The organism is Saccharopolyspora sp. 7B (assembly GCF_020177435.1).
In the GTDB taxonomy this organism is placed as follows: domain Bacteria; phylum Actinomycetota; class Actinomycetes; order Mycobacteriales; family Pseudonocardiaceae; genus Saccharopolyspora_C; species Saccharopolyspora_C gregorii.
This window is the reverse complement of sequence record NZ_JAIUKC010000002.1, coordinates 30,613-53,883: the sequence shown is the minus strand read 5'-3', so window position 1 is coordinate 53,883 and position 23,271 is coordinate 30,613. Positions and strand designations below refer to the sequence as shown.

Below are 23,271 nucleotides of genomic sequence, written 5' to 3'. Positions count from 1 at the left end.
CCCCTTCCCCCGACGAGGAGTCCCCATGACGCTCTTCCAGCCGTCCCCGCTGTTCATCGGCGGCAAGCCCACCCCCACCGCGGACGAGTTCGCGGTGCACGACCCGGCGACCGGCATCGAGATCGCCCGCGTCTCCGACGCCGACGAGTCGCATGCCGCGGCCGCCGCGGACACCGCCGCCGAGGCGCTGCCCGACTGGGCCGCGACCCCGCCCCGCCGCCGCGCCGAGATCCTCGCGGCGACCCGCGAGCTGATGATCGACCGCGCCGACGAGCTCGCCGAGCTGATCAGCCGCGAGTCCGGGAAGGCCGCCGCGGACGCCCGCGCGGAGGTCTCGTACGCGGCGGAGTTCTTCCGCTGGTTCGCCGAAGAAGCGGTCCGCCCGGACGGCCGGTTCGAGACCTCCCCCGACGGCCGCTCCACGACGGTGGTCACCGCGCAGCCGGTCGGGGTGGCGCTGCTGATCACGCCGTGGAACTTCCCGGCGGCCATGATCACCCGCAAGGTCGCACCGGCGCTGGCGGCGGGCTGCACCGTGGTGCTCAAGCCCGCCGCGGAGACCCCGCTGACCGCGCTGGCGATCCGCGATCTGCTGGTCGAGGCGGGTGCGCCGCAGGACGTGCTGACCGTGCTGCCGAGCACCCGGGCCGACGCGATCAGCCGGGTGCTGCTGGCGCACGACGCGGTCCGCAAGCTCTCCTTCACCGGCTCCACCGGGGTCGGGCGGCACCTGCTCGGCCTCGCCGCCGGGCGGGTGGTGAACAGCTCGATGGAGCTCGGCGGCAACGCCCCGTTCGTCGTGTGCGCCGACGCCGACATCGACGCCGCCGTGCAGGGCGCGCTGATCGCGAAGCTGCGCAACGCGGGGCAGGCCTGCACGGCCGCCAACCGGTTCCTGGTGCACGAGGACGTCGCCGACGAGTTCGCCGAGTCCTTCGCCGACGCCGTCGCGCGGCTGCGGGTCGGACCGGCCGCCGAGCCGGGCACCGACATCGGCCCGCTGATCGACGACCGCGCGGTGCGCCGCGTCGCCGGGCTCGTCGCCGACGCGGTGGAGCGCGGGGCGCGGATCGTGCGGGAGCCGGTCGAGGTGCCTGCCACCGGTTCGTTCTCCGCGCCGGTGGTGCTGGCCGGGGTGCCGGACGACGCCGCCGTGCTGCACGAGGAGATCTTCGGCCCGGTCGCGCCGATCCGGACCTGGAGCGGCACCGACGAGCTGGTGGCGGTGGCCAACGCGACCGAGTACGGCCTCGCCGGGTACGTCTACGCCGGGGACACCGGCCGGGCGCTGGAGATCGGCCGCCGCGTGCAGTGCGGCATGGTCGGGGTCAACCGCGGTGTCGTCTCGGACCCGTCGGCGCCGTTCGGCGGGATGAAGCAGAGCGGACTCGGCCGCGAGGGCGCGCAGGAGGGGATCCGGGCCTTCCAGGAGACCCAGTTCCTCAGCGTCAGCTGAGGAACTGGCCCGGTTCCGCTCCCGTTGCGTAGGGGGCGGGTGGCGGAACCTCAGCGGTTTCCTCGCTGCGGGATCGATTTCACAGGTGGCTCCGCCACATGAGAAATCGCTGTCCCCGCGAGGAAACCGCTGAGAACCCGCTGCGGTGCCGGTGTCTTGGGTGGTCGGCGGCTCAGCGGCTGCGCCGCTGACAGGACAACGACACGGCCCGCCGGGCAGGTTCAGAGACGGGCAGTCAGCTGCTTCCTCGCTGCGGGGTCGTTTTCACCGGTGGCTTCGCCGCTGACAGGAGAACGACACGACCCGCCTGGGCGGTTGGAAGTGGGTGCGCTTCTGATGCGGGGGCCGGTCAGCCGAGAGCTTCGCCTATTTCGATCGCCGCGTCGCGGACCAGGGCGCCGAGCTCGGTGAAGCGCGCGGCGGGAACGCGGTCCCGCGGCCCCCAGATGCTCACGATCGCGGCCGGGCGGCGCCGTACGTCGAGGACCGGCGCCGACACCCCGCACACGTGCGATTCGAGTTCGCCGTCCGCCCCGCTGTAGCCCTGCTCGCGGATCTCGGCGAGTTCGGCCAGCAGCGCGTCCCGATCGGTGCGGGTGCTCTCGGTGTACTCGGCCAGCGGTGTGTCCAGCAGCGATTCGACCTCCGGCTGCGGCAGCCAGGCCAGCAGCGCCTTGCCCGCGGAGGTGGCGTGGATCGGCACGTGCTGCCCGAGCCAGCGGGCGCTGAGCACCGCCTGCGGTGCCACTTCGTCCACGTAGGTCAGCCCGAGCCGCTGGGCGACCGCGAGGTTCGCCGTCTCCCCCGTCTCACGGCTGAGCCGTTCGAGGGTGCCGTGCGCGCGGCGAACCAGCCCGTCCACGCCGGCGGTCGCCGCCATCCTGCTGATCGCGAACCCGATCGCGTAGCGGTTGTTCACCGGGTCCCGCTCCACTAGCCCGTGGTGTTCGAGGGTGGCCAGCAGCCGCCACGCGGTGGCCCGGTTCAGCCCGCAGTCGGCGGCCAGGTCGGGGGCGGAGCGGCCTTCCGGTGATCCGGCGGAGACCGCGTTGAGCAGGGCCACCGCGCGGTCGAGGGACTGCACCCGTCCGGCCGCCCGGGACTGCTCCTCCTGGGTGTGCGCCGCTTCCACGCTCATGCCCCCACCCTAGTGATCCGCCCGGGCGATCCCGTCGCCGCTCCGATGCCCGCGCCTGCTTTCGGGCGACGGTCCTTGACCGCGCCGCACCCGCCACCCTAGCGTCACACATCGCGAACATCCGACGCACATTGTGAGACGCCGATGGATCGAGTGGTCACCCCCTACGAAGGCTCCGGGTACCGGCCCTGGGACGACGCGGCGCCGGTCCCGGCCCCGCTGCGGCTGCACGAGACGACCGTCGACCCGCGGTGGGTCGACTACAACGGACACCTGAGCGAGTCCTGCTACCTGCTGGTATTCGGCGATTCCGCCGACGCCTTCTTCCGCTACCTCGGCATCGACGAGCGGTACCGGGCGAACGGGCGGTCGCTGTACACCGCCGACACCCACCTGCACCACGACCGCGAGGTCGCCGAGGGCGAACCGATCGCGCTGAGCCTCCGGCTGCTGGACCACGACGCGAAGCGGCTGCACCTGTTCCACGAGATGCACCACGCCGGTTCCGGGCTGCTGCTGGCCACCGCCGAGCAGCTGCTCGTGCACGTCGACACCGAGCGCGGCCGCTCCTGCGAGCTGCCCGTCGAACTCCGGGACCGGCTGAGCGCGATCCACCGAGCCCACCAGGACCTCCCGGTCCCCGGCCGCGTCGGGCGGCCGATGGGAATCCGGCGCTGACCAGCGAGGAGCACACCGTGGACTTCGAACTCACCGACGAGCAGCAGGCCATCGTCGAGACCGCCCGGAAGTTCGTCAGCACCGAACTGGTGCCGCACGAGGACGAGGTGGAGCGGCTGGACGAGGTGCCCGCCGAGCTCGCCGCCCGCATCCGCGCCAAGGCCGTCGCATCCGGGCTGTACGCGCCGAACATGCCCGCCGAGCTCGGCGGTGGCGGGCTGGACGCCGTCGGCCTGGCCCTGGTCGAACGCGAACTCGGCCGCACCGGGTACGCGTTGCAGGCGCTGGTGGCGCGGCCCGGCAACATCCTGCAGGCCTGCGCGGGCGAGCAGCGGGAGCGCTACCTGCTGCCCACCATCCGCGGCGAGCGCACCGACTGCCTGGCGATGACCGAACCCGGGGCGGGCTCCGACGTCCGCTCGATGAGCACCCGCGCGGTGCGCGAGGGCGAGGAATACGTGCTCACCGGCACGAAGCACTTCATCAGTCACGCCGACGTCGCCGACTTCGTGGTGCTGTTCGCGAGCACCGGCGTCGAGCGGAGCGAGCGCGGCCCGCGGAACCTGATCACCGCGTTCCTGGTGGACCTGGACACCCCCGGGCTGACGGTGACCCGCGGCTCGGCCTGCGTGTCGCACCGCGGCTACCACCAGTGCGAGCTGGCCTTCGACGGTTGCCGGATCCCGGTGGCGCAGCGCCTCGGCGCCGAAGGGACGGGGTTCGAGCTGATGGGCGAATGGCTCGGCGCGAGCAGGCTCAGCGTCGCCGCGACCAGCGTCGGCCGGGCCCGGCGGGTGCTGGAGATGACCACGTCCTGGGCGGCCGAGCGCGAGCAGTTCGGCCGGAACATCGGGCGCTTCCAAGGGGTGTCGTTCCCGCTCGCCGACATGGCCACCGAGCTGGAGGCCGCGGAACTGCTCACCTTGCGGGCCGCCGCGAAGCTCGACCGGGGCGCGATGTCGGACCGGGACGCGGCGATGGCCAAGCTGTTCGCCACCGAGGCGCTGGCCCGCATCACCGACGGCGCGGTGCAGGTCTTCGGCGGCGCCGGGTTGATGTCCGAGCTGCCGGTCGAGCGCTTCTGGCGCGATGCGCGGGTGGAGCGGATCTGGGACGGCACCAGCGAGATCCAGCGGCACATCATCTCGCGTTCGCTGCTGCGGCCGCTGGGCGGTTGACCTCCATCCACTGTGGACGATTCAGCACCGCGAGGAGCTCGACATGACGACCGAGTCCACATCGGACACGACAGGGCGCGGCCTGCACCGCCTGCTGGCGCCCCGGCACGTCGCCGTCTACGGCGGAGCCGCGGCCGCCGCGGCGATCCGGCAGAGCCGCAAGATCGGCTTCGCCGGGCGGATCACGCCGGTGCACCCCCGGCGGGCCGAGATCGACGGGATTCCCTGCGTCCGCAGCACCGCCGAACTCCCGGAAGCACCGGACGCCGCGTTCCTCGCGGTGCCGCCTGCGGCCACCGTGACCACCGTCCGCGAGCTGGCCGCGCGCGGCGCCGGGGGCGTGGTCTGCCATGCCTCGGGATTCGCCGAGCACGACGCCGCCGGGGCCGCGCTGCAGCGGTCCCTGGTGGCGGCGGCGGGCGGGATGCCGCTGATCGGGCCGAACTGCCTGGGCGTGCTCAACTACCTGGACGGCGCGGCGCTGTGGCCGGAGGAGCACGGCGGGCACCGGGTGGACCGGGGCGTCGCGGTGATCGCGCAGAGCGGCACCGTCGGGCAGAACCTGACCATGCAGCGCCGGTCCCTGCCGCTCGCGCAGCTCGTCGCGCTCGGCAACGGCGCGGTCACCGCCGTCGCCGAGCTGATCGACGCCGCGCTGGACGATCCGCGGATCACCGCGATCGGGCTGCACCTGGAGGGCGTGGACGACGTCGCCGGGCTGTCCCGCGCCGGGCTCCGCGCGCTGCGCCGCGGCGTGCCGATCGTGGTGCTCAAGACCGGGAGTTCCGCGGCCGGGGCGCGCACGACGTTGAGCCACACCAGTTCGCTGGCCGGTTCGGACGAGCTGTGCGACGCCCTGTTCCGGCGGGTCGGGATGGCGCGGGTGCGGCACGTCAGCACCTTCGTGGAGGCGCTGAAGTTCCTGCACGCCAACGGCCCGCTCCCCGGTCGGCGCATCACTTCGGCGAGCGCCTCCGGCGGTGAGGCCGCGCTGCTCGCGGACCTCGCCGAGCGGGCCGGGCTGGAACTGCCCGAATTCCCCGCCGCGGTGCAGCGCCGGATGCGGACGTTGCTCGGCGAGCGGGTGTCGGTGGCGAACCCGCTCGACTACCACACCTACATCTGGGGCGACCGGGACGCGCAGACCGCCTGCTTCACCGAGCTGTTCCGCGCGGGCGTCGACTGCCACCTGCTGCTGGCCGATTTTCCGCGCGGTGACCGCTGCGAAGAGGCGACCTGGGACGTCGCCGTCGAGGCGTTCGGCGCGGCGCACGCCACCGACCCGGGCCCGGCCTGCGTGGTGAGCTCGTTGCCGGAGGGGCTGCCGGAACCGGTGCGGGACCGGTTGCTGGCCACCGGGATCGCGCCGATGCAGGGCACCGCGGACTGCGCGGCGGCGCTGGCCGCGGCCGCGCGCATCGGCGAGGCGCAGCGGAACCCCGATCCGCCCGCACCGCTGGAACCGGTTCCGCAGCTGGGCGGCCGGGACCGACTGCTGGACGAGCCCACCGGCAAGCGCGCGCTCGCCGCCCGCGGCGTGACCGTCCCGGACGGGCGCGTGGTGTCCGAACCGGAAGCCCCGGCAGCGGCCGCCGAACTCGGCTTCCCCGTCGTGGTCAAAGCGGTCTCGGCCGACCTGGCGCACAAGTCCGACGCGGGCGGGGTCCGGCTCGGCCTGACCGACCGGGAGCAGGTGCGCGCGGCGGTGGCGGCGATGTCCGGGCTCGCCGACCGGTTCCTGGTCGAGCGGATGGTCGGCGGCGCCGTCGCCGAGCTGATCGTCGGGGTGCGCCGCGACCCGCGGTTCGGCCCGGCGCTGACCGTCGGCGCCGGTGGCGTGCTGGTCGAGCTGGTGCGCGACGCGGTGACGCTGCTGCTGCCGGTCACCCGGGCGGAGATCCGCACCGCGCTGGCGGAGTTGCGGATCTGGCCGCTGCTGACCGGGTTCCGCGGCCCCGCCGCCGACGTGGACGCGGTGGTGGACGCGGTCGCCGCCATCGCCGAGCACGCCCGCGCCGACCCGCGGCTGCTCGAACTCGACGTGAACCCGCTGCTGGCGCTCCCGCACGGCGCCGTCGCGGTCGACGTGCTGGTACGGGAGGCGAGGAGTTCCGATGACTGACCCGGTGCGCACCGACGTCCACGACGGCGTCCTGACGATCACCCTGGACCGGCCCTCGGCGAATGCCGTCGACGTGCCCACCAGCCGCGCGCTGCACGCGGCGTTCGACCGGCTGCACCGGGACGACGCGCTGCGCGTCGCGGTGCTGACCGGTGGCGGGGACCGCTTCTTCTCCGCGGGCTGGGACCTCAAGGCGGCCGCGGCGGGCGAGGCCGTGGACGCCGACCACGGGCCGGGCGGGTTCGCCGGGCTCACCGAGTTCTTCGCGCTCGACAAGCCGGTGATCGCCGCGGTGAACGGGCTCGCGCTCGGCGGCGGCTTCGAACTCGCGCTGGCCGCCGACCTCGTCGTCGCCGCCGACCACGCCGAGTTCGCGCTGCCCGAGGCGACGCTGGGCATCGTCCCCGATTCCGGCGGCGTGCTGCGCCTCCCGCAACGGCTGCCGCGGGCGATCGCCGCGGAACTGCTGCTCACCGGGCGCCGGATGACCGCGGCCGAAGCGCACCGGTACGGCCTGATCAACCGGGTCGTGCCCGCCGCCGACTTGCTCGCCGAAGCCGACGGGCTCGCGCGCCGGATCTGCGCGGCCGCACCGCTCGCGGTCACCGCCATCAAGGAGATCACCCGCCGCACCGCCGCCCTCGACGTCGAAGCCGGCCAGCGGCTGCTGCGCAGCGACGCGCTCCCGCACTACCGGGCGGTGCTCACCTCCGCGGACGCCGAAGAAGGCCCCCGCGCCTTCGCCGAACGCCGACCACCCCGGTGGACCGGCCGCTGACCCGAGCGCGGCGCGGCCTCGGTGACCTTGAGCTGCTCACCGGGGAGCACGGCGCCCCCGAACGGCTCGGGCTGGCGGTCATCGGCACCGTCCGGCGTCTCGAACTCCGCACGGCATGCGTTGCTGGGACAGCAACGAGGGTTGCCGCTGTCGCCCCGGGCGGCGAGGATCGTGGCATGAGCGGTGAGAACGCGTCGGCGGTGCACCGGGCGATGGCGATCCTGCAGGCGCTGGGCGAACCGGCATCCGGCGAGGCGGGCGGGCTCGGTGTCGTCGAGATCGCCCGTCGCGTCGGCAAGGAGAAGTCCCAGGTGTCCCGGGCGCTGCGCGCGCTGGAGGAGACGGGGATGGTCGACCGGGATCCGGAGACGCTCGGCTACCGGCTCGGGTGGCGGGTGTTCACGATGGCCGACCAGGCCGGGCACCAGCGGCTGCTCGCCGAGGCACCCCCGGTGCTGCGGCGGCTGCGGACCACGACGAACGAACGCGTCTACCTGACGGTGCCGTCCGGGGACGCGGCGCTCACCGTGCTGTCCGAGACACCGGCGCGCACCGTGCAGACCACCAACTGGGTGGGGCAGCGCAGCTCGCTGCACCGCAGCGCCACCGGCCGGGCGCTGCTGCTGGACCACCGGGACGACGAGCTCGAAGCCATGTTCGCCGACGCCCCCTTCGACACCGGCGGACCGCGAGCACCGCGTGACGTCGCCGGAGTGATCTCCCGGCTGCACGAGGCGCGCGAGCGCGGCTACGCGGTCTCCCGCGACGAGTTCGAGGAGGGCCTGGTCGCGGCCGCCGCACCGGTCCGCGACTTCCGCGGGCGGATCGTCGCCGCGGTGAACGTGTCCGCACCGACCTTCCGCCTCGCCCGGAACCTGGACCGCGCCGGACGGCTGGTGCGCGACGCCGCCGACCGGATCTCGCGGGCCGTGTCCGGAGCGCCACCGGGCGACCGGGACTGATCGGCGGCCGGGTCCCGGCACGTCCGGCACCCCGGCACGTCCGACAGATCGACACATCCGACAGCGGAGCCCACCGCTCCGCCGATGCGGCACGTCCCGAAGCGGCGCGCCGCCCGAACGGGAGCGAATTCGGGTGCCACTGCGCCGAAAACCCGTCCTGCCCGACACGATCGCGCGGCACCGCGGCGCGTTCGCCCTGTCCGCGGAGCACGGGGTCACCGACTTCTACCAAGGCGTGGTGCCCGCGCTGGTGCCGCTGCTGGTCGCGGAGCGCGGCTACGACTACGCCCACGCAGGCGGCGTGGTGCTCGCCGCGACGCTGGTGTCCTCGTTGGCCCAGCCGCTGTTCGGGGTCCTGGCGGATCGCGGACCGGCGCTGGGCCGGGTCCGGGCGGTGGGCTTGCTGCTCGCCGCGGCCGGGGTCGGAGCGGTCGGTTCGACCGCCTCGTACGCGGCGACCTGCGCCGCGCTGGTGCTCTCGGGGATCGGCGTCGCCGCCTACCACCCGGAGGCGGCGAAGGCCGTGCACCGCACCGGAACCGGCGATCGGGGCATGGGGTGGTTCACCTTCGGCGGTCTGGCCGGCTACGCGGCGGGCCCGGTCGCGGCCGGGGCGGTGCTGCTGCCGTTCGGGCTGGTGGCCACGCCGCTGCTGGCGGTGCCCGCGGTCGCCGCGGTCATCGTCGGCCGCTTCCGCGGCCGTTCCCCCGAACCGGGCGGCGAACCGGACGGTGAGTCCGGGGCGCTGGTGGCCGGCCTCAACAGGTGGCGGGAGTTCGGCTGGTTGACGCTGATCATCGTGCTGCGGTCGGTGCTGTTCTACGGGGTGAGCACCTTCCTGGTGTTGTCCGTCGCGGACCGCCTCGGCGCGACGCCGAGCACCGCATCGCTGGCCCTGGTCCTGTTCTCCGGTGCCGGGGCGCTGTCGACCTTGGCGGGCGGCGGACTGGTCGAGCGGTTCGGGCGGCTCACCGTGCTCCGGGTGAGCCACGTGACCGGCCTGCTGCTGCTCGGCTGCCTGATCACCGCGCCCGCGGTGCCGATCGCGCTGGTGGCCGCGGCCGCGCTCGGGGCGGCGGTGAACCTGCCGCTGCCGGTGCACACCACCCTCGGGCAGCACTACCTGCCGCGGAACCTGGGGGTGGCCGGGGCCGTCACCCTCGGCATCTCGGTCAGCAGCGGCGGGGCGGCGGTGCCCGCGCTGGGCGCGTTCGCCAACGTCCACGGCACCACCGCGGCGCTGGCCGTGCTGCTGCCGCTGCCCGCCCTCGCGACCGCGTTGACCGCGTTCCTCCGCGACCCCGCCGAGCAGGCCGATCAGTGAGGTGTCGCGGTGGGCTCGGGCCGCATCCGCGCCTCCTCGACGGCACCGTCCTATCAGGACTTCATGAGCTCGGCCGGCCCGCACCGCACGGGGGCAACCAGGACGGTGCCGGGTCGGGTGCGCGGAGGCCGCACCCCGGCCCTGTGTTCAGCTCGCGGCGGGGACGTCGGCCGCGGTGATGTCCAGGTCGGACAGCAGGGTGCGGAGCTGTTCGGTGCCCGCCGCGTCGAGCGGTTGCAGCGGCAGCCGCGGCACCCCGGTGTCCACGCCGAGCTCGGCGAACCCGGACTTGACCGCGGTGGGCAGCCCGCGGGCGAGGATGAACTCCAGCAGCGGCAACAACTTCCCGGAGATCTGCCGCGCCCGGCCGAGCTCCCCGTCGGCGACCGCCGGTGCAGGTCCAGGACCTGCCGCGGACACAGCGCGGGCGCCGCCGTGCACCAGCCGGTCGCCCCGGCCGCCAGCGCGAGGAACGCGACCGGGTCGGAACCGTTGAAGAACGCACCTCCCTGCCGCCGAGCTGGGCGATGCGCTGCATGCGGGTGATGTCGCTGGACTCCTTGATGGCGACGACGTTCGGGATCGACTCGACCAGGTCGACGAGGAATTCCGGAGGAAGGTCGATGCCGCTGGTCGCCGGGTTGTTGTAGACCATGATCGGCAGGTCGGTGCTGGCGCCGACCGCGGCGACGTGCGCGCGGACCTCGTCAGGCGCGAGCTCCCAGTAGGACATCGGCAGCACCATCACCATGTCGGCGCCGAGCCGCGCCGCGGTGCGGGCCCGCCCGGTGGTGGCGGCCGTGGTGAGCGCGGAGACCCCCACGACGGCCGGGACGCGCCCGCCCGTGGCGTCGATGCTGGTGGCGGCGACGTCGGCCCATTCGGCGTCGATGAGGTCTGACCAGGCCGTGGTGGAGATCAGCCGCGCCGACGCGCGCGGACGGGGCGCGGCACACCCCGCCGGACAGCTCGCCCTACACCGGACTGGCCACGCGGATGGCGGGCAAGCAGATGCTGCCGTTCGTGCTGCACCCGACGGCGACCTCCGCGCAGTGCACCTTCCGCGAGCACGACGGCGACGAGTTCGTGCTGGTGCTGCGCGGCCGGGTCGAGCTCCGCTTCCCGGACCGCACCGAGGTGCTCGGCACCGGCGACTCGGCGTACTTCCGGGGCGGCCAGCCGCACCACTTCCGCTCGGTCGACGAGGGACCGGCCGAACTCCTCGCCGTCATCGCCGGAACCCCCGGTTAGGTGGCACGCCGTCCGCTCAGATCGCGACCGAGCGGATTTCCCCGCGGCGAGGCGGGAGCATAACTCGTCCACAACGGACTGAGGAGTAGCGGGTCGTCGCGGCCACGACCTCCGACGGCGCGGCGCGAGCAGTGCGCGCCCGCGCGCTTCCCGCACGGGCGGCCCGTCCAGCGCGGTGAGGCGGCCCGGGCTCCCGCGCAGGTGCCGCGCGGAAGCCCGGGCCGGGTCAGCGACCGCGCCCCGGCCGCCGCGGATCCGCCGCGACAGGACGGCGCGGGCGGGCCCGGCGCGGTGGCACGCACCACCGCGCGCGGGCCGCGCGCGGTGGCGGAGATGCGGTGGACGGGCCACCGCGCGGTTCCTCGCCGGGTGGCCGCCGTTCGCTCATCGAGCGTGGTTGAGCTGGATGTGTTTGGTCCGCGAGAAGTCTTGGAGCGCGTACACCGACAGGTCCCGCCCGTAGCCGGATCCCTTGAACCCGCCCCACGGGACCTCGCTGGCGAGCACGAGGTGGCTGTTGACCCACACCGTGCCGAAGTCCAGGCGGCGCGGAACGTCGAGGGAACGCGCGGCGTTCGTCGTCCACACCGAGGCCGCCAGCCCGTACACGACATCGTTCGCCCTGGTCACGGCCTCCTCCTCGTCCTGGAAGGTCTCGACCGTGATCACCGGCCCGAAGATCTCCTCCCGCGAGGCCTCGGTCCCCTGCTCGACGTCGACGAGGACGGTCGGTGCCAGGAAGAAACCGGGGCCGGGCAGCGCGCGGCCGCCCACGACGGCGCGGGCGCCTTCGCCCTCGGCGCGCTCGACGAACCCCCGCACGCGGTCCAGCTGGGCCTGCGAGATCAGCGGACCGACCTCGATGTCGTCCCCGGCGCCGGGTTCGCCGACTGCGATGGCGCCCACCTGCTCGGCGAGCAGCTCGACGAACCGGTCCGCGACGCTCTCGTGCACGAGCACGCGGGTGCCCGCGCCGCATTCCTGCCCGGAGTTCCAGTACCCGGCGGTGCGCAGCGCTTCGGCGGCGGCTTCGAGATCGGCGTCCTCGAAGATCACCACGGGCGCCTTGCCGCCGAGTTCCAGGTGCACCCGCTTGACGGAGTCGGCCGCGGCCGCCGCGCCGGCCGGGCCGCTGCCGACGCTGCCGGTGACGGCGACGAGGTCGATCTGCGGGTGCTCGGCCAGCGCCGCGCCGACCACGGGACCGATCCCCAGTACGACGTTGAACACCCCGGCGGGCAGCAGGTCGCGCACCACGTCGGCGAGCAGCAGCAGCGTCAGCGGCGTCTGCTCGGCGGGCTTGACGATCACGGTGTCGCCGACGGCGAGGATCGGCGCGATCTTCCACGCGGCCATCAGCAGCGGGTAGTTCCACGGCACGATCGCGCCGACGACGCCGACCGGTTCGCGCAGCAGGATCGAGGTGTGGTCGCGCACGTACTCGGCGGCCCCGGCCTCGGTGAAGGCGCGGCCCGCGCCCGCGGCGAACCGGAAGACGTCGACGGTGCCCTGGACGTCGTCGGCGGCGACGGTGCGGGGTTTGCCGGTGTCGAGGGATTCCAGCCGGGCGAACTCGTCCGCGCGCGCCTCGACGCGGCTCGCGATCTCCAGCAGGAGGTCGGCGCGTTCGCGCGGGGTGGTCCGGCCCCAGTCGGCGAAAGCGGCGCGTGCGGCGGCGGCCGCCCGGTCCACGTCGGCGCGGGTGCCGCTGGGCACTTCGGCGACGGTCCCGCCGGTGGACGGATCGATCAGGGCGATCGTCTCGGCGGCGGTGGTGTGGAAGGCGCCGTCGATGAAGTGCCCGAGGGGCGGGAACGAGTCGCGGGCGGGGGTGTCCTCGCCCGCGCGGCGCACCACGGCGGCGTCGTTGTCGTGGGTGCTGGTCCGGGACATGGGAAATCCTTTCGTCTCGGCGTGATCCGTCGATAACCTAGGATGTGATCACAGATCACATACTCCCTTCCGGGAACGGCTTCGCGCAAGGAGGCAGCGTGGAACGCAACGGATCCGAGCGCGCCAAGGGCACCGCCGCATCGTTGGCCGCATCAGCCCTCTTCGGCGGAATCTTCCTCGCCTCGGGGCTGGTCGACGCATCGGCTGAGGCGGTGTTCGGCTGGCGCGTCATCCTGACCGCCGCGTTCTACCTCGCGCTGCTCGGCACCCGCCGCGGCCGGGCGCACGCGGCGGCGTTCCGGACCGCGCTCCGCGCCCGGTGGTGGCGCCCGCTCGCGTTCGTGGCGCTCTCCGCCCTCATCGGGCTCCAGCTGTGGCTGTTCGCGTGGGCGCCGGTGCACGAGCACGCGCTCGACGCCTCGCTCGGCTTCCTGCTGCTGCCGATCGTGCTGGTGATCGTCGGCCGGCTGGTCTTCGGAGCCGCTGTGAGCCGGGTGCAGTGGATCGCGGTGGGGATCGCCGCCGCCGCGGTGGCGATCCGGATCGGCACCACGCTGGCGCTGTCCTGGGTGACGTTCGTGGTCGCGGTCGGGTACGCGGTGTACTTCACCGCCCGCAAGCGCGCGGGCCTGGACGGTCCGGCCGCGTTCGGCGGCGAGGTGCTGCTCGGCGCGCCGTTCGCGATCGCCCTCGTGTTCGCCGTCCCCGGGGCGAGCACGCCGGGCGGGCAGGCCGCGGTGCTCGCCGCCGGCCTCGCCGGAGCGGTCGCGATGAGCGCCTACCTGGCCGCGTCCGGCCTGCTGCCGATGCCGCTGTTCGGCCTGCTGAGCTACGTCGAGCCGGTGCTGCTGTTCGCCGCCGCGCTGCTGCTGGGCGAACGGCTGGACGCGGCGTCGATCGGCGTCTACGGGCTGCTGGCGGTGGCGCTGGCGCTCCTGGCCGCCGACGGCTTCCGGGGTCGCCGGGCGCGGCCGCGCCGGGCCGAGCTCCCGCGGGACGCGGTGGCCGTCAGCCGGAGCGCTGCGCGGCCAGCAGCGCCTCGATCCGACCGGTCGCGTCCCGCAGCGACTCGTCCGAAGCCGTGGCGGCGGCCTCGGCGTCGTGCCGCTCCGCGGCAGCGATGAGCCGTTCCTGGTACAGCCACAGCGAATCGTCCGCTGCCGTCTCGACCGTACCCTGCGCACCGACGATCTTGTACGGGCGGCACTGCCGCCACAGGTTGCGGATCAGCTGCACCAGCACCGGGTTCCCGGAGGCCGCGTACAGCGTCTCCAGGACGGCCTCATCGTGGTCGAGGCTCTCGACGACGCGCCGTTCGCGGAGGCTGACGAGCATCCGCTCGTACTCGGCGCGCATCGTGGCGAGCCCGGCCGCGTCGATGCGCTCGGCTCCGGCGCGCGCGGCGGCCACCTCCAGCACCCGCCGCGCCTCGTACACGTGGATGAGCTCTTCGAGCGAGAGCCCGCGGACGACGGCGCCCTTGTGCGGTTCGCGCTCGACCAGCCCGGCCTCCTCCAGCCGCCGGATCGCCTCCCGGACCGGCATGACGCTGGTGCCGACCTCCGCGGCGACGTCCCGGATCCGCAGCCGCGCGCCCGCGGCGAACTCGCCGTTCAAGATCGCGTCGTGCAGGAACTCGTAGACCTGGTCGGTCAGCAGGGTCGGCTCGATGCGTCGGGAGGTGGCCACGGATCACAGGTTAGTTGCGTCGATCGCGGGTCGCCGCAACCCGTACCTGCGGCTGCGCCCCGCCGCCGCGTCCACTCCGGGGCCGGTTGAGTTCATACCCCCGAAAGGGTTGATTTGATTTGTGATCACAGATTACATTCTCGGGTCAGTGGCGCCCATCACCGCTCCGGCCTGATCGCAGCGGGGCGCGCGCCCCACCCTGACCGCCCGGCCCAGCCCGGACGAGTTCATCCCAACGGAGGGAGGCGTCGTGGACGACCCGTGGCCACGCCCGGTGCGCACCGCCCCGCACCGCGGGAAGCGCCCGCACGACCGCCGCTCGACGGCACCCACCTCGCGGACCACGAATGGAGTGACAGATGAAGGACGCGATCGTCATCGGAGCCGGCCTGGCCGGCCTGTCGGCGGCCTGGCGGCTCCGGCACTGGGACGCGCTGCTCCTCGAAGCCGACGAGCGCGTGGGCGGCCGGATCCGCTCGGAACGCCGCGGGCGCTACTGGTTGAACTGGGGCGGGCACGTCTTCGCCGGCGCCGACTCCTCCACCGACGCGCTGCTCAACGAGATCGGCGTCGCCGCGATGGCCGTCCCCGGCTCGCTGCAGGCGCTGGCGATGAACGGGAAGTTCCTCAAGAAGGGCCACATCGCGACCTACCCGTTCCGGATCCCGATGCCCACCGCGGCGCGGATCGGCACCGTGCGCGCCGGGCTCAAAGTCGTCGCCGAAGTCGCCCGGTACACCGGCGTGGTGCGCAAGCGCCCCGGCGAATCCGGTGCCGCGCGGCAGCAGCGCATCTACGACTTCGCCAACGACCGCTCGTTCCAGGACTTCGTCGGGAACCTGCCCGAGGACGCGGCGGCGCTGTTCCGGACGACCGTCACCCGCTCGGCCGGGGACATGGACCAGATCTCGGCCGGGGCGGGCATCGGCTACTTCAGCCTGGTGCTCGGCTTCGGGCAGGGCCTCAGCCGCGGCATCGTCGGCGGCCCTTCCACCCTCACCGAAACGATCTCGGCCGCGCTCGGCGACCGCGTCCGGCTCGGCGCCGCCGTCCAGGAGATCGTGCGCAAACCCGGCTCCGTGGTGGTGCGCTACCGCCAGGACGGCGTGGACCACGAGGTCGAGGCCCGGACCGTCGTGCTCGCCACCACCGCCGACGTCTCGCACCGCATCGGGGTGGACCTGCCCGCCGAACTCCGCGACGCGCTGGGCCGCATCGAGTACGGGCCGCACGTCAGCTCCGCCTTCCTCACCGACGAGACCTCCGCGCGCCCCTGGGACGACATCTACGCGATCGCCGCCCCGAAGCGCTCGTTCGCGATCGCGCTGAACCAGGCGAACCTGGTGCGCGGCACCGAATCCGCGCGGCAGCCCGGCGGCAGCTTCATGACCTTCTCCCCCGCCTCGCTCGGCCGGGCGCTGCTGGACAAGTCCGACGACGAGGTGGTGGGCACCCACCTGGCCGACCTCGACCAGATCCTCGGGCACGGCTTCGCGGACACCGTCGTCGAAGCGGAAGCGGAGCGCTGGGCGGTCGCCTCCCCGTACTCGTTCCCCGGCCGCGCCAAGCTCCAGTCCACGCTCACCCGCGGCGCCGACCGCGTGTTCCTCGCCGGCGACTACCTCGGAACGCTCTACACCGAGAGCGCCATCACCTCCGGCTTCTCGGCCGCGCAGGAGGCAGCGAGCCTCCTCGCCACCGAACGGCGACCCCACCGGGCCGCACCCGCGCCCGCTGTCGTCTGACCCCGCCACACCGTCGCAGCAGAGAAGGAGAAACACCCGTGACGAACAACCTCAACGGCGTCCTCACCGCTCTGGTCACACCGTTCGACCAGGACGAGGCGATCGACCTGCCCGTGCTGAAGAAGGTCGTCGACCGCTCCGTCGAGTCCGGTGTGGACGGTGTCGTCGCCGCCGGCTCCACCGCCGAGGTCGGCGCACTGAGCCCGGACGAGCGGCTCCGCCTCGTTGACACCGTCGTCGAGCACACCGCGGGCCGGGTCCCGGTCGTGGCGCAGACCGGCGCCACCAGCACCGCCGAAGCCATCCGGCTCTCCCGCGCCGCCGAGCGCAGCGGCGCCGACGTGCTCATGCTCGTCACTCCGTTCTACGAGCCGATCACGCTCGACGAGACCGTCGCGTACCTCGAGGACGTCGCCGCCTCGGTCGAACTGCCGATCATGCTCTACAACATCCCCGCCGCGACCGGTGTCAACCTCGACCCGGAGACCGTGCGCGGGCTCGCCGAGAGCACCGGCAACATCCGGTACATCAAGGACTCCAGCGCCAACTGGGAGCAGGCGCTGCAGCTGATCCACCACCACCGCGACGTCATCGGCACCTTCATCGGCTGGGACGTCTACATCTACAGCGCGCTCGTCGAAGGCGCCGCGGGCGTCATGGCCGGTGCGGCCAACGTCGTCCCGGAGGAGATCGTGGCGGTCAGCCGGAGCATCGCCGAGGGCGACCTGTCCGGTGCGCTCGCGCGGTGGAAGGCGCTGTACCCGGTCATCGACTCGCTCATCTCCGCGCCGTTCATCCCCGCGGTGAAGGCCGGGGTCGCGCTGCGCGGGCTCGACGTCGGCTCGCCGCGGCGCCCCACCTCGCCGCTCGACGAGGTGAGCACGGCCCGCGTGGAGGAAGCGCTGGCCGCGATCCGGGAGGAGGCGCGGTGATATGGACCTGTCCTCCCTCGCGGAACGCCTCTCGGCGGTAGCCGACGCCATCTGGACGCCGATGGCCTACTTCGCCATCGCACTGGGCGTGCTGTTCACGATCGCGACCAAGGCGGTGCAGTTCCGCCGCGTCCCGGACATGCTCCGGCAGCTGCGGGACACGCCGGGCGAGTCCGGCGGGCTGTCCTCGTTTCAGGCGCTGGTGCTCGCACTCGGCAGCCGCGTCGGCGTGGGCAGCATCGCCGGGGTCGCGACCGCGATCGGCGGCGGTGGCCCGGGCGCGCTGCTGTGGATGGGCCTCACCGGGCTCGTCGGCTGCACCGTCGGCTACGCCGAAGCGGCCCTGTCCCAGGTGTTCAAGCGCCAGGTGCAGGACGAGGACCGGCAGAAGGCGAACGAGGACATCGGAGGCATGCCGTACTACATCAAGCACGGCCTGCGGATCCCGTTCCTCGGCGGGCTCGTCGCGGTCCTCGGCCTCGTCGGGTACGGGTTCGTCTTCCCCGGGTTCCAGGTGAGCACCATCGCCTCCAGCGCGAAGCTCGCGTTCGGGCTGCCGTCGTGGATCCCGGCGCTGATCATCACCGCGCTGATCGCGGCGATCATCTTCGGCGGCACCACCCGCATCGTGAAGGTGACGCAGCTGCTCGTGCCGGTGCTGGCGGTCGGCTACCTGGTGCTGGCCCTCGCGGTGATCGGCACGAACATCGAGAACGTGCCCGCGGCGGTGTCGCTCATCGTGCGTTCCGCGTTCGGGCAGGAACCGATGCTGGCCGGGATCACCGGTGCGGCCGTGGCGTGGGGCGTGCGGCGGGCCGTGTTCGCCTCGGCGAACGGGCTCGGCGAGGCGACCTTCGCGGCCGCCGCGGCGCGCACCTCGCACCCCGGCAAGCAGGGTCTGGTGCAGAGCTTCAGCATCTACATCGACGTGCTGCTGATCTGCATGGCGACCGGGCTGATGATGGTGGTGTCCGGGAAGTACAACGTCTCGGACCACTCCGGCGGGTTCTTCATCGAGAACGTGCCGGGCCTCGACGCCGGGCCGAACTGGGTGCAGGCGGCCATCGACACGCTCGTTCCCGGGTGGGGCGCTGGATTCGTCGCCGTGGCGGTGCTGTTGTTCGGATTCACCTGCCTGCTGCTGTACTTCTACGTCGCGAACTCGAACCTGCTCTTCCTGCTGGACGGGCGGAAGGGTCCGGGGTGGACGATGGTGCTGCGGCTGGGCACGGTCGCGGTGGTGTTCGCCGGTTCGGTGCTCGACGCGGACCTGGTGTGGGCCGCGGGCGACATCGGGCTCGGGCTGATCGCGTGGGTCAACCTGGCGTGCCTGGTGCTGCTGTACCCGGTCGTGCACAAGATCTGCCGCGACTACGACCGGCAGCGCAAGCTCGGCGTCGACCCGGTCTTCGACCCGGTGGCGCTGAACATCAAGGGTGCGGACTTCTGGCACCCGGAACGGGCACCGGCCCCGACCGGGGCGTCCGCGCCGGTTCCGGGAGGGGCGGAACGGCCCGGCCCGGGCTGATCACGCCCGGCGCCGGTTCCGCCGCCTCCCCGGCGATCCGGCGTCGACCGCACCCGGTGGTGGAGCGCCGCGATCCGGTGCGCCACCACCGGCGTGCGGGGACCGCACCGGCCACGAGCGGACGTGCGGTGGCATCCGAGCTCGATCCGCGGTTCCCCGGAGCACGTGGCCGGAGCACCGGGACGACGCGCGCCGGATCACCGGCCTGCGGGTCGGCGTCGAGGTCAGCACCCGCCGCGGCGCCGCGGCCCGGGAGCAGCGCGGCGCTCAGCCGAGGAGGCGCCGGATCTCGCGGACCACCACGTCCGGTTCCGCGATCGGCACCTGGTGACCGGAGAGCTCCGCCACCACGTGCCTGCCCGCCGGGGACTGCGCGGCCCGGTGCGCGTGGCTCGCGTTCGCGTCGGCCCGCACCGTCGCGTTCATGCCGCCGCCGGTGCGGCCCCCGGAGATCACCACGACCGGGAGGTCGCCGAGGTCCGGCGGTGCGGCGCGGAAGGCGAGCAGCTCGTCGAGGAAGGTGCGCGACTGCTCGGCCTGGGTGCGAACCAGCCGCGGGGTGAACCCCTCGCGCGTCAGATCGCGGCGCGCGTCCGCGGGCAGCGGCCGCACCATCGGCCGGCACAGCGGTCCGAGCAGGCGAGCACGGGCCAGCATCAGGTTGATCCGGACCACCCACTTCTCGGCGGTGCGGAACGCGGGCGTGAACAGCGTCCGCGACGCCTCGTCGCTCGGGTCCACGAGGACGAGCCCCGCGACCCGCTCCGGCCGGTCGGCGGCGGCGAGGCGGATGAGCGGTCCGCCCGCGCTGTGCCCGACGAGCACGAACGGCCCGGGCCCGAGCGCGTCGAGCACCGAGCCGAGGTCGTCAGCCATCCGCCGCAGCGTGCGGGAGACCGGATCGGGTTCGCTGGCGCCCAGCCCGCTGCGGTCGTAGACGACGGCCCGGGCGAACTCGGCGACGGCCGGTTGCACCAGCGCCCACGTGCTACCGGTCCCTGCCGCCCCCGCCTCGAAGACCACGGTCGGCGCACCGGGTGGCCCTTCCAGCTCTCGTCCGTGCAAGGTGCGGCCGTCCGACGTCCTGAACCGGCGCACCGCGCCCTGCACGTGCTCCGCGCGATCTCCCATGATGGAGCAAGGCTTACCACACCGAAGCGGCCGGGAAGCGCGCCGCGCAACACCTCGCCGAGGGAGGCGCGCACGGTGTTCGGCACCGGGCGGCGCGCAGAGGAACTCGCCAAGGCCGTCGCGGGCCGGCGGGACCGCTCAGCGGTCGTCCGCCGCGCCGGGGGTGAACGGGGCGCGCAGGAGCTCGCCGTCCCGCTCCGCGCTCCGGCGCTGGGTTTCCGGGACCTCGGCTTCCGGGCCCGGCGCGAGGAACGCGACCGGGGCGACCGGCGCGCGCGGGGCGACCACGCGAGGGGCCGGGGCCGTGCGGGTCGGGTGATCGGTTGCGGAGAGGTTCATCGGTCGATCCTTTCGAAGTGGGATGTCCGCCGTGCGGCGGAGTTCCGGGTCAGCCCGTGACGAGCACCCGGCCGCCGCCGACGACGGCGAGCTGGCGGTGGGCGCTGGCCACGGCCTCGGCTTCGGTGCCGATGACCCGTGCGGTGTGCTGGCCCTCGGCATCGGTGATCTGCCAGGCGTCCTCGGCCAAGGTCAGCGCGACGTACCGGATCCGGCGCATCAGGCCGGGACCTCGGCGGGACGGCGCCCGGACGTTCGCCTCGGCACCACCTCGCCACCGGCCGGGAAAGCCTCCACCCCGGCGGCGCGCAACGCGGTCCGCACGGCAGGTGCCGCACCGGTGATGCGCAGCCGCAGTCCTCTGTGGACCGCGTAGGCGTCGGCGGCGGCGAGGAGGTCCACCCCCGCCGGGTCGATCTCCCCGGCCGCCGCGAGGTCCACGACGGTCTGCGGTGGCGCGGTCAGCAGGTGGGGCCAGAGCCGCTCGGCCAGCGTCGCCACCTCGGCTCCGGCGAGGTCACCGCGCACGGTGAACGGGACGGGTTTGTTCGTGATCAAGTGGGGTGTGATGGCCCGCATGGGATCTCCAGCACGAGTAGTCGGATGGGCGCGGCACGGCGCGGACGCGAGGCGTCGCAGCTGCGGGCCGCAGGGAGGAACGTGGGCCGGGAACGCACCGCGCTGAGCGGGATTCGACTCGACCGGCAGGTGGAACACCGGTGCGCGACGAGCGACGGGAGGAGGGTCGCGCCCTGAGTGGGCGGCGTCCTCGCCGTGGTGGGGTCGTCGCTGCTCCCGGTCCGTCCGGCACGCCTCGGCCGCGGGGCGGCGGGCAGGTGCGGGACGGGAAGGTACCGCGGTCTCCGGCTCGCGCGGATCGCACGAGCCGGAGAGCGGCTCAGCGCGAAATCAGACCGCGCGGACGAGCTCGGCCTGCGGGCCCTTGGGACCCTGGGTGACGTCGTACGAGACGGCCTGGTTCTCCTCGAGGCTGCGGAAGCCCGCGCCGTCGATGGCCGAGTAGTGCACGAACACGTCCGGACCGCCCGCGTCGGGGGCGATGAAGCCGAAGCCCTTTTCCGCGTTGAACCACTTCACGGTTCCCTGAGCCATGTGCATCTCCATTCGAAAGCTGGGAAGTATCACGGACCACACGTGCGTGGAGGCCCGGGCCGGGTGATCTCAGACGGCGGCTTCACTCCAGCTAACCAAAGACAGCAGCTCGCCCGCATCCACAATCCTGCGAGCGTGCGCGAACACGAACCCAGAAACAACGACCACCACAGAGGTTACACGTCGCGGACGACCTTGGCCACCGAGCCGACCTCCGGCGCGCCGAACCCGCCCGCGCCCACCCCGGACACCCGCGCGGACCGGGCACCGGAGGAGCACTCAAGTCCGATGTGGACGGACGTCGGACCGGCGACCGGATCCGGCCCCCGCCGTCCGGGCCGCGGGCGAGTTCCCAGCGTTCTCACAGGAAGTTTCCCAGGAGTTCACGGGATGTTCGGCTACGTTCCCGATCATGTTCTTCCGCAGGCGAGGTGGGTCGCCTCCGTCGAGGCACCGTTCTCGCACCGACCCCGACGAAGCCCACGTGGCACCCGTTCCCGACACCCGCGAGGTGGGGAGCCGGTTCCGCGCTCCGGGCAAGCTGCACGCGTTCAACCGCTACGAGCTCAAATACCTGGTCCCGGCGACGCAGATCGCCGAAGTCCGGGCCGAGCTCGCCGCCCGCATGGAGGTGGACCACCACTCCGGTCCGGGCGGCTACGACGTGTGGAGCCTGTACTACGACACCCGGCGGCTGCGCTTCTACTACGAGAAGATCGAGGGCCTGAAGTTCCGCCGGAAGCTCCGGATCCGCCGCTACGGTGAGCCCGCCGAGCACGCGCCCGTCTCGGTGGAGATCAAGCAACGGGTGAACCGGGTGACGCAGAAGCGCCGGGTGCTGCTGCCGTACGACGTGGCCCGCCGGCTGTGCGACCAGCGGGAACGCATCGAGCACCCGGGCGCCGACCAGGTCTTCGTCGACGAGGTCCTCGACCTGATCGTCCGGCTGGACCTGCGCCCGGTCGCGATGACCGGGTACCGGCGCGAGGCCTACGTGGGCGTCGACGCCGACCTCGGGCTGCGCGTGACGATGGACCACCGGATCCGCGGCCGCGACCGCGACTTCGACCTGAACGCGGAGACCGAGAACCGCTACATCCTCAGCCCGCACTACGCGGTGCTGGAGGTCAAGGCCAACGAGCGCGCGCCGTACTGGATCACCGACCTCGCCGCCCGCCACGGCCTGCAGATCCAGCGGATCTCCAAGTACTGCCAGTCCGTGGAGGCGCACGGCCTGGCCCCGCGCTCGATCTTCCACCTTCCCGAAGAGGACGTCGTCGCCGAGTCGCGGCCGGACGTCCCGCAGAGAGAACGCGAGCTCCTCCCATGAACCTCGACTTCGGATTCACCGACCTGTCCGGCACGTTCAGCGTCCTGGACGTGGCCATCGCGCTGCTGCTGTCGTTCGCGTGCAGCCTCGTGGTCGCCTGGACCTACCGGTCCACCCACCGCAACATCTCCTACAGCCAGAGCTACGTGCACACGCTGATCGTGCTCGGCATGATCATCTCGTTGATCATGCTGGTGGTCGGGTCCAACATCGCCCGGGCGTTCGCGCTGGTCGGCGCCCTGTCGGTGGTGCGGTTCCGCAACGCCATCAAGGAGACCCGCGACGTCGGGTTCATCTTCCTCGTCATGGGCATCGGCATGGCCTGCGGGACGCGCTTCTACACGCTCGCGATCATCGCCACGGTGCTGGTCTGCGCGGTGGTCCTGCTCATGCACCGGCTCAACTGGTTCGCGCTGGACGTGCAGCGCCAGGTCGTCAAGGTGCAGGTCCCGGCCGACGGCGACGACCGCGGCCCGGCGATCGACGACGTGCTCATCCGGTTCACCGACGAGTACGAGCTGATCAGCACCGAGACGGTGCGCGGCGGCGCGCTGCTGGAGATGGCCTACACCGCGCGGTTGAAGAAGAACGTCAAGCCGGGCGCCGTGATCGAGGCCCTGCGCGAGGTCACCTCCGGGCAGAAGGCGACCGTCCTGACCGGGTACGACCAGACGGACATGTGAG

23 protein-coding genes and 1 pseudogene are annotated in these 23,271 nt (G+C 73.3%); 14 read left to right on the top strand and 10 right to left on the bottom strand.

Features of this window, described 5'->3' with window-relative positions; all coding sequences use genetic code 11:
* Nucleotides 1-25 precede the first annotated feature (25 nt).
* A complete protein-coding gene (locus tag LCD33_RS00235; RefSeq protein ID WP_224977365.1) occupies nucleotides 26-1,456 on the top strand; it encodes an NAD-dependent succinate-semialdehyde dehydrogenase in 1,431 nt (476 codons plus the stop codon).
* Between the two features lie 349 nt (nucleotides 1,457-1,805).
* On the opposite strand, the gene LCD33_RS00230 is transcribed toward LCD33_RS00235, so the two are convergent.
* On the bottom strand, nucleotides 1,806-2,594 hold the full coding sequence (locus LCD33_RS00230) for an IclR family transcriptional regulator (RefSeq protein ID WP_224956370.1): 789 nt from the start codon (nucleotides 2,592-2,594) through the stop codon (nucleotides 1,806-1,808).
* 144 nt (nucleotides 2,595-2,738) lie between these two features.
* Here LCD33_RS00230 and LCD33_RS00225 point away from each other — a divergent pair, with 144 nt between their 5' ends.
* The 6 genes from LCD33_RS00225 to LCD33_RS00200 all read left to right on the top strand — a co-directional run bounded on the left by LCD33_RS00225 (nucleotide 2,739) and on the right by LCD33_RS00200 (nucleotide 9,636).
* A complete protein-coding gene (locus LCD33_RS00225; protein WP_224965878.1) occupies nucleotides 2,739-3,272 on the top strand; it encodes a thioesterase family protein in 534 nt (177 codons plus the stop codon).
* Between the two features lie 17 nt (nucleotides 3,273-3,289).
* Nucleotides 3,290-4,450: an acyl-CoA dehydrogenase family protein gene (locus LCD33_RS00220; RefSeq protein WP_224965877.1), complete on the top strand. Its 1,161-nt coding sequence runs from the start codon at nucleotides 3,290-3,292 to the stop codon at nucleotides 4,448-4,450.
* A gap of 43 nt (nucleotides 4,451-4,493) precedes the next feature.
* Nucleotides 4,494-6,572 carry an acetate--CoA ligase family protein gene (locus tag LCD33_RS00215; RefSeq protein WP_224965876.1) on the top strand — a complete coding sequence of 693 codons (2,079 nt, stop codon included), beginning with the start codon at nucleotides 4,494-4,496 and terminating at the stop codon, nucleotides 6,570-6,572.
* Complete coding sequence (locus LCD33_RS00210) at nucleotides 6,565-7,350, top strand: enoyl-CoA hydratase-related protein (RefSeq protein ID WP_224977364.1); 786 nt, start codon at nucleotides 6,565-6,567, stop codon at nucleotides 7,348-7,350. Before LCD33_RS00215 ends, LCD33_RS00210 begins: the two co-directional genes overlap by 8 nt.
* A gap of 176 nt (nucleotides 7,351-7,526) precedes the next feature.
* Nucleotides 7,527-8,312 (top strand): IclR family transcriptional regulator, encoded by a 786-nt coding sequence (locus LCD33_RS00205; RefSeq protein ID WP_224965874.1) that lies wholly within the window; start codon nucleotides 7,527-7,529, stop codon nucleotides 8,310-8,312.
* Between the two features lie 133 nt (nucleotides 8,313-8,445).
* Nucleotides 8,446-9,636, top strand: a complete 1,191-nt coding sequence (locus tag LCD33_RS00200; RefSeq protein WP_224977363.1) for an MFS transporter — start codon at nucleotides 8,446-8,448, stop codon at nucleotides 9,634-9,636.
* A 147-nt stretch (nucleotides 9,637-9,783) separates the two neighbouring features.
* On the opposite strand, the gene LCD33_RS28630 is transcribed toward LCD33_RS00200, so the two are convergent.
* The gene (locus LCD33_RS28630; RefSeq protein WP_255614017.1) at nucleotides 9,784-10,056 is read right to left on the bottom strand and encodes a dihydrodipicolinate synthase family protein; all 273 of its coding nucleotides are present in this window, start codon (nucleotides 10,054-10,056) and stop codon (nucleotides 9,784-9,786) included.
* 112 nt (nucleotides 10,057-10,168) lie between these two features.
* Nucleotides 10,169-10,528 (bottom strand): annotated as a pseudogene (locus LCD33_RS29540) (dihydrodipicolinate synthase family protein); the annotation flags it as partial.
* Between the two features lie 104 nt (nucleotides 10,529-10,632).
* Here LCD33_RS29540 and LCD33_RS00190 point away from each other — a divergent pair.
* On the top strand, nucleotides 10,633-10,887 hold the full coding sequence (locus tag LCD33_RS00190) for a cupin domain-containing protein (RefSeq protein ID WP_224956359.1): 255 nt from the start codon (nucleotides 10,633-10,635) through the stop codon (nucleotides 10,885-10,887).
* Nucleotides 10,888-11,271: 384 nt separating this feature from the next.
* Here the strand turns inward: LCD33_RS00190 and LCD33_RS00185 are convergent, their stop codons facing one another.
* On the bottom strand, nucleotides 11,272-12,780 hold the full coding sequence (locus tag LCD33_RS00185; RefSeq protein ID WP_224977362.1) for an aldehyde dehydrogenase family protein: 1,509 nt from the start codon (nucleotides 12,778-12,780) through the stop codon (nucleotides 11,272-11,274).
* A 98-nt stretch (nucleotides 12,781-12,878) separates the two neighbouring features.
* Here LCD33_RS00185 and rarD point away from each other — a divergent pair, with 98 nt between their 5' ends.
* The gene (rarD, locus tag LCD33_RS00180) at nucleotides 12,879-13,904 is read left to right on the top strand and encodes an EamA family transporter RarD (RefSeq protein WP_224965871.1); all 1,026 of its coding nucleotides are present in this window, start codon (nucleotides 12,879-12,881) and stop codon (nucleotides 13,902-13,904) included.
* Here the strand turns inward: rarD and LCD33_RS00175 are convergent.
* Nucleotides 13,789-14,469: a GntR family transcriptional regulator gene (locus LCD33_RS00175; protein WP_224956355.1), complete on the bottom strand. Its 681-nt coding sequence runs from the start codon at nucleotides 14,467-14,469 to the stop codon at nucleotides 13,789-13,791. The two genes, rarD and LCD33_RS00175, sit on opposite strands and share 116 nt — an antisense overlap.
* Before the next feature lie 359 nt (nucleotides 14,470-14,828).
* On the opposite strand from LCD33_RS00175, the gene LCD33_RS00170 reads away from it, so the two are divergent.
* The 3 genes from LCD33_RS00170 to LCD33_RS00160 are packed head-to-tail and all read left to right on the top strand — an operon-like array spanning nucleotide 14,829 to nucleotide 18,674.
* Nucleotides 14,829-16,214, top strand: coding sequence for an NAD(P)/FAD-dependent oxidoreductase (locus LCD33_RS00170; RefSeq protein WP_224956354.1), 1,386 nt, complete (start codon nucleotides 14,829-14,831; stop codon nucleotides 16,212-16,214).
* A gap of 38 nt (nucleotides 16,215-16,252) precedes the next feature.
* Complete coding sequence (gene dapA / locus LCD33_RS00165; RefSeq protein WP_224956353.1) at nucleotides 16,253-17,146, top strand: 4-hydroxy-tetrahydrodipicolinate synthase; 894 nt, start codon at nucleotides 16,253-16,255, stop codon at nucleotides 17,144-17,146.
* A 1-nt stretch (nucleotide 17,147) separates the two neighbouring features.
* Nucleotides 17,148-18,674, top strand: a complete 1,527-nt coding sequence (locus LCD33_RS00160; protein WP_224956352.1) for a sodium:alanine symporter family protein — start codon at nucleotides 17,148-17,150, stop codon at nucleotides 18,672-18,674.
* A gap of 267 nt (nucleotides 18,675-18,941) precedes the next feature.
* Here LCD33_RS00160 and LCD33_RS00155 read toward each other — a convergent pair whose 3' ends face one another.
* From LCD33_RS00155 to LCD33_RS00135, 5 genes are all read right to left on the bottom strand, one after another.
* On the bottom strand, nucleotides 18,942-19,805 hold the full coding sequence (locus LCD33_RS00155; protein WP_224956351.1) for an alpha/beta fold hydrolase: 864 nt from the start codon (nucleotides 19,803-19,805) through the stop codon (nucleotides 18,942-18,944).
* 138 nt (nucleotides 19,806-19,943) lie between these two features.
* Nucleotides 19,944-20,144 carry a hypothetical protein gene (locus LCD33_RS00150; RefSeq protein WP_224956350.1) on the bottom strand — a complete coding sequence of 67 codons (201 nt, stop codon included), beginning with the start codon at nucleotides 20,142-20,144 and terminating at the stop codon, nucleotides 19,944-19,946.
* A gap of 49 nt (nucleotides 20,145-20,193) precedes the next feature.
* Nucleotides 20,194-20,364, bottom strand: coding sequence for a hypothetical protein (locus LCD33_RS00145; RefSeq protein ID WP_224956348.1), 171 nt, complete (start codon nucleotides 20,362-20,364; stop codon nucleotides 20,194-20,196).
* Nucleotides 20,364-20,702, bottom strand: a complete 339-nt coding sequence (locus tag LCD33_RS00140) for an STAS domain-containing protein (RefSeq protein WP_224977361.1) — start codon at nucleotides 20,700-20,702, stop codon at nucleotides 20,364-20,366. The genes LCD33_RS00145 and LCD33_RS00140 overlap by 1 nt, the downstream gene beginning before the upstream one ends.
* 351 nt (nucleotides 20,703-21,053) lie before the next feature.
* A complete protein-coding gene (locus tag LCD33_RS00135; protein WP_224956345.1) occupies nucleotides 21,054-21,257 on the bottom strand; it encodes a cold-shock protein in 204 nt (67 codons plus the stop codon).
* 484 nt (nucleotides 21,258-21,741) lie between these two features.
* Between LCD33_RS00135 and LCD33_RS00130 the strand changes: the two genes are divergently transcribed.
* Nucleotides 21,742-22,587 carry a polyphosphate polymerase domain-containing protein gene (locus LCD33_RS00130; RefSeq protein ID WP_224956344.1) on the top strand — a complete coding sequence of 282 codons (846 nt, stop codon included), beginning with the start codon at nucleotides 21,742-21,744 and terminating at the stop codon, nucleotides 22,585-22,587.
* Nucleotides 22,584-23,270 carry a DUF4956 domain-containing protein gene (locus LCD33_RS00125; RefSeq protein WP_224956343.1) on the top strand — a complete coding sequence of 229 codons (687 nt, stop codon included), beginning with the start codon at nucleotides 22,584-22,586 and terminating at the stop codon, nucleotides 23,268-23,270. Before LCD33_RS00130 ends, LCD33_RS00125 begins: the two co-directional genes overlap by 4 nt.
* Nucleotide 23,271 lies beyond the last annotated feature (1 nt).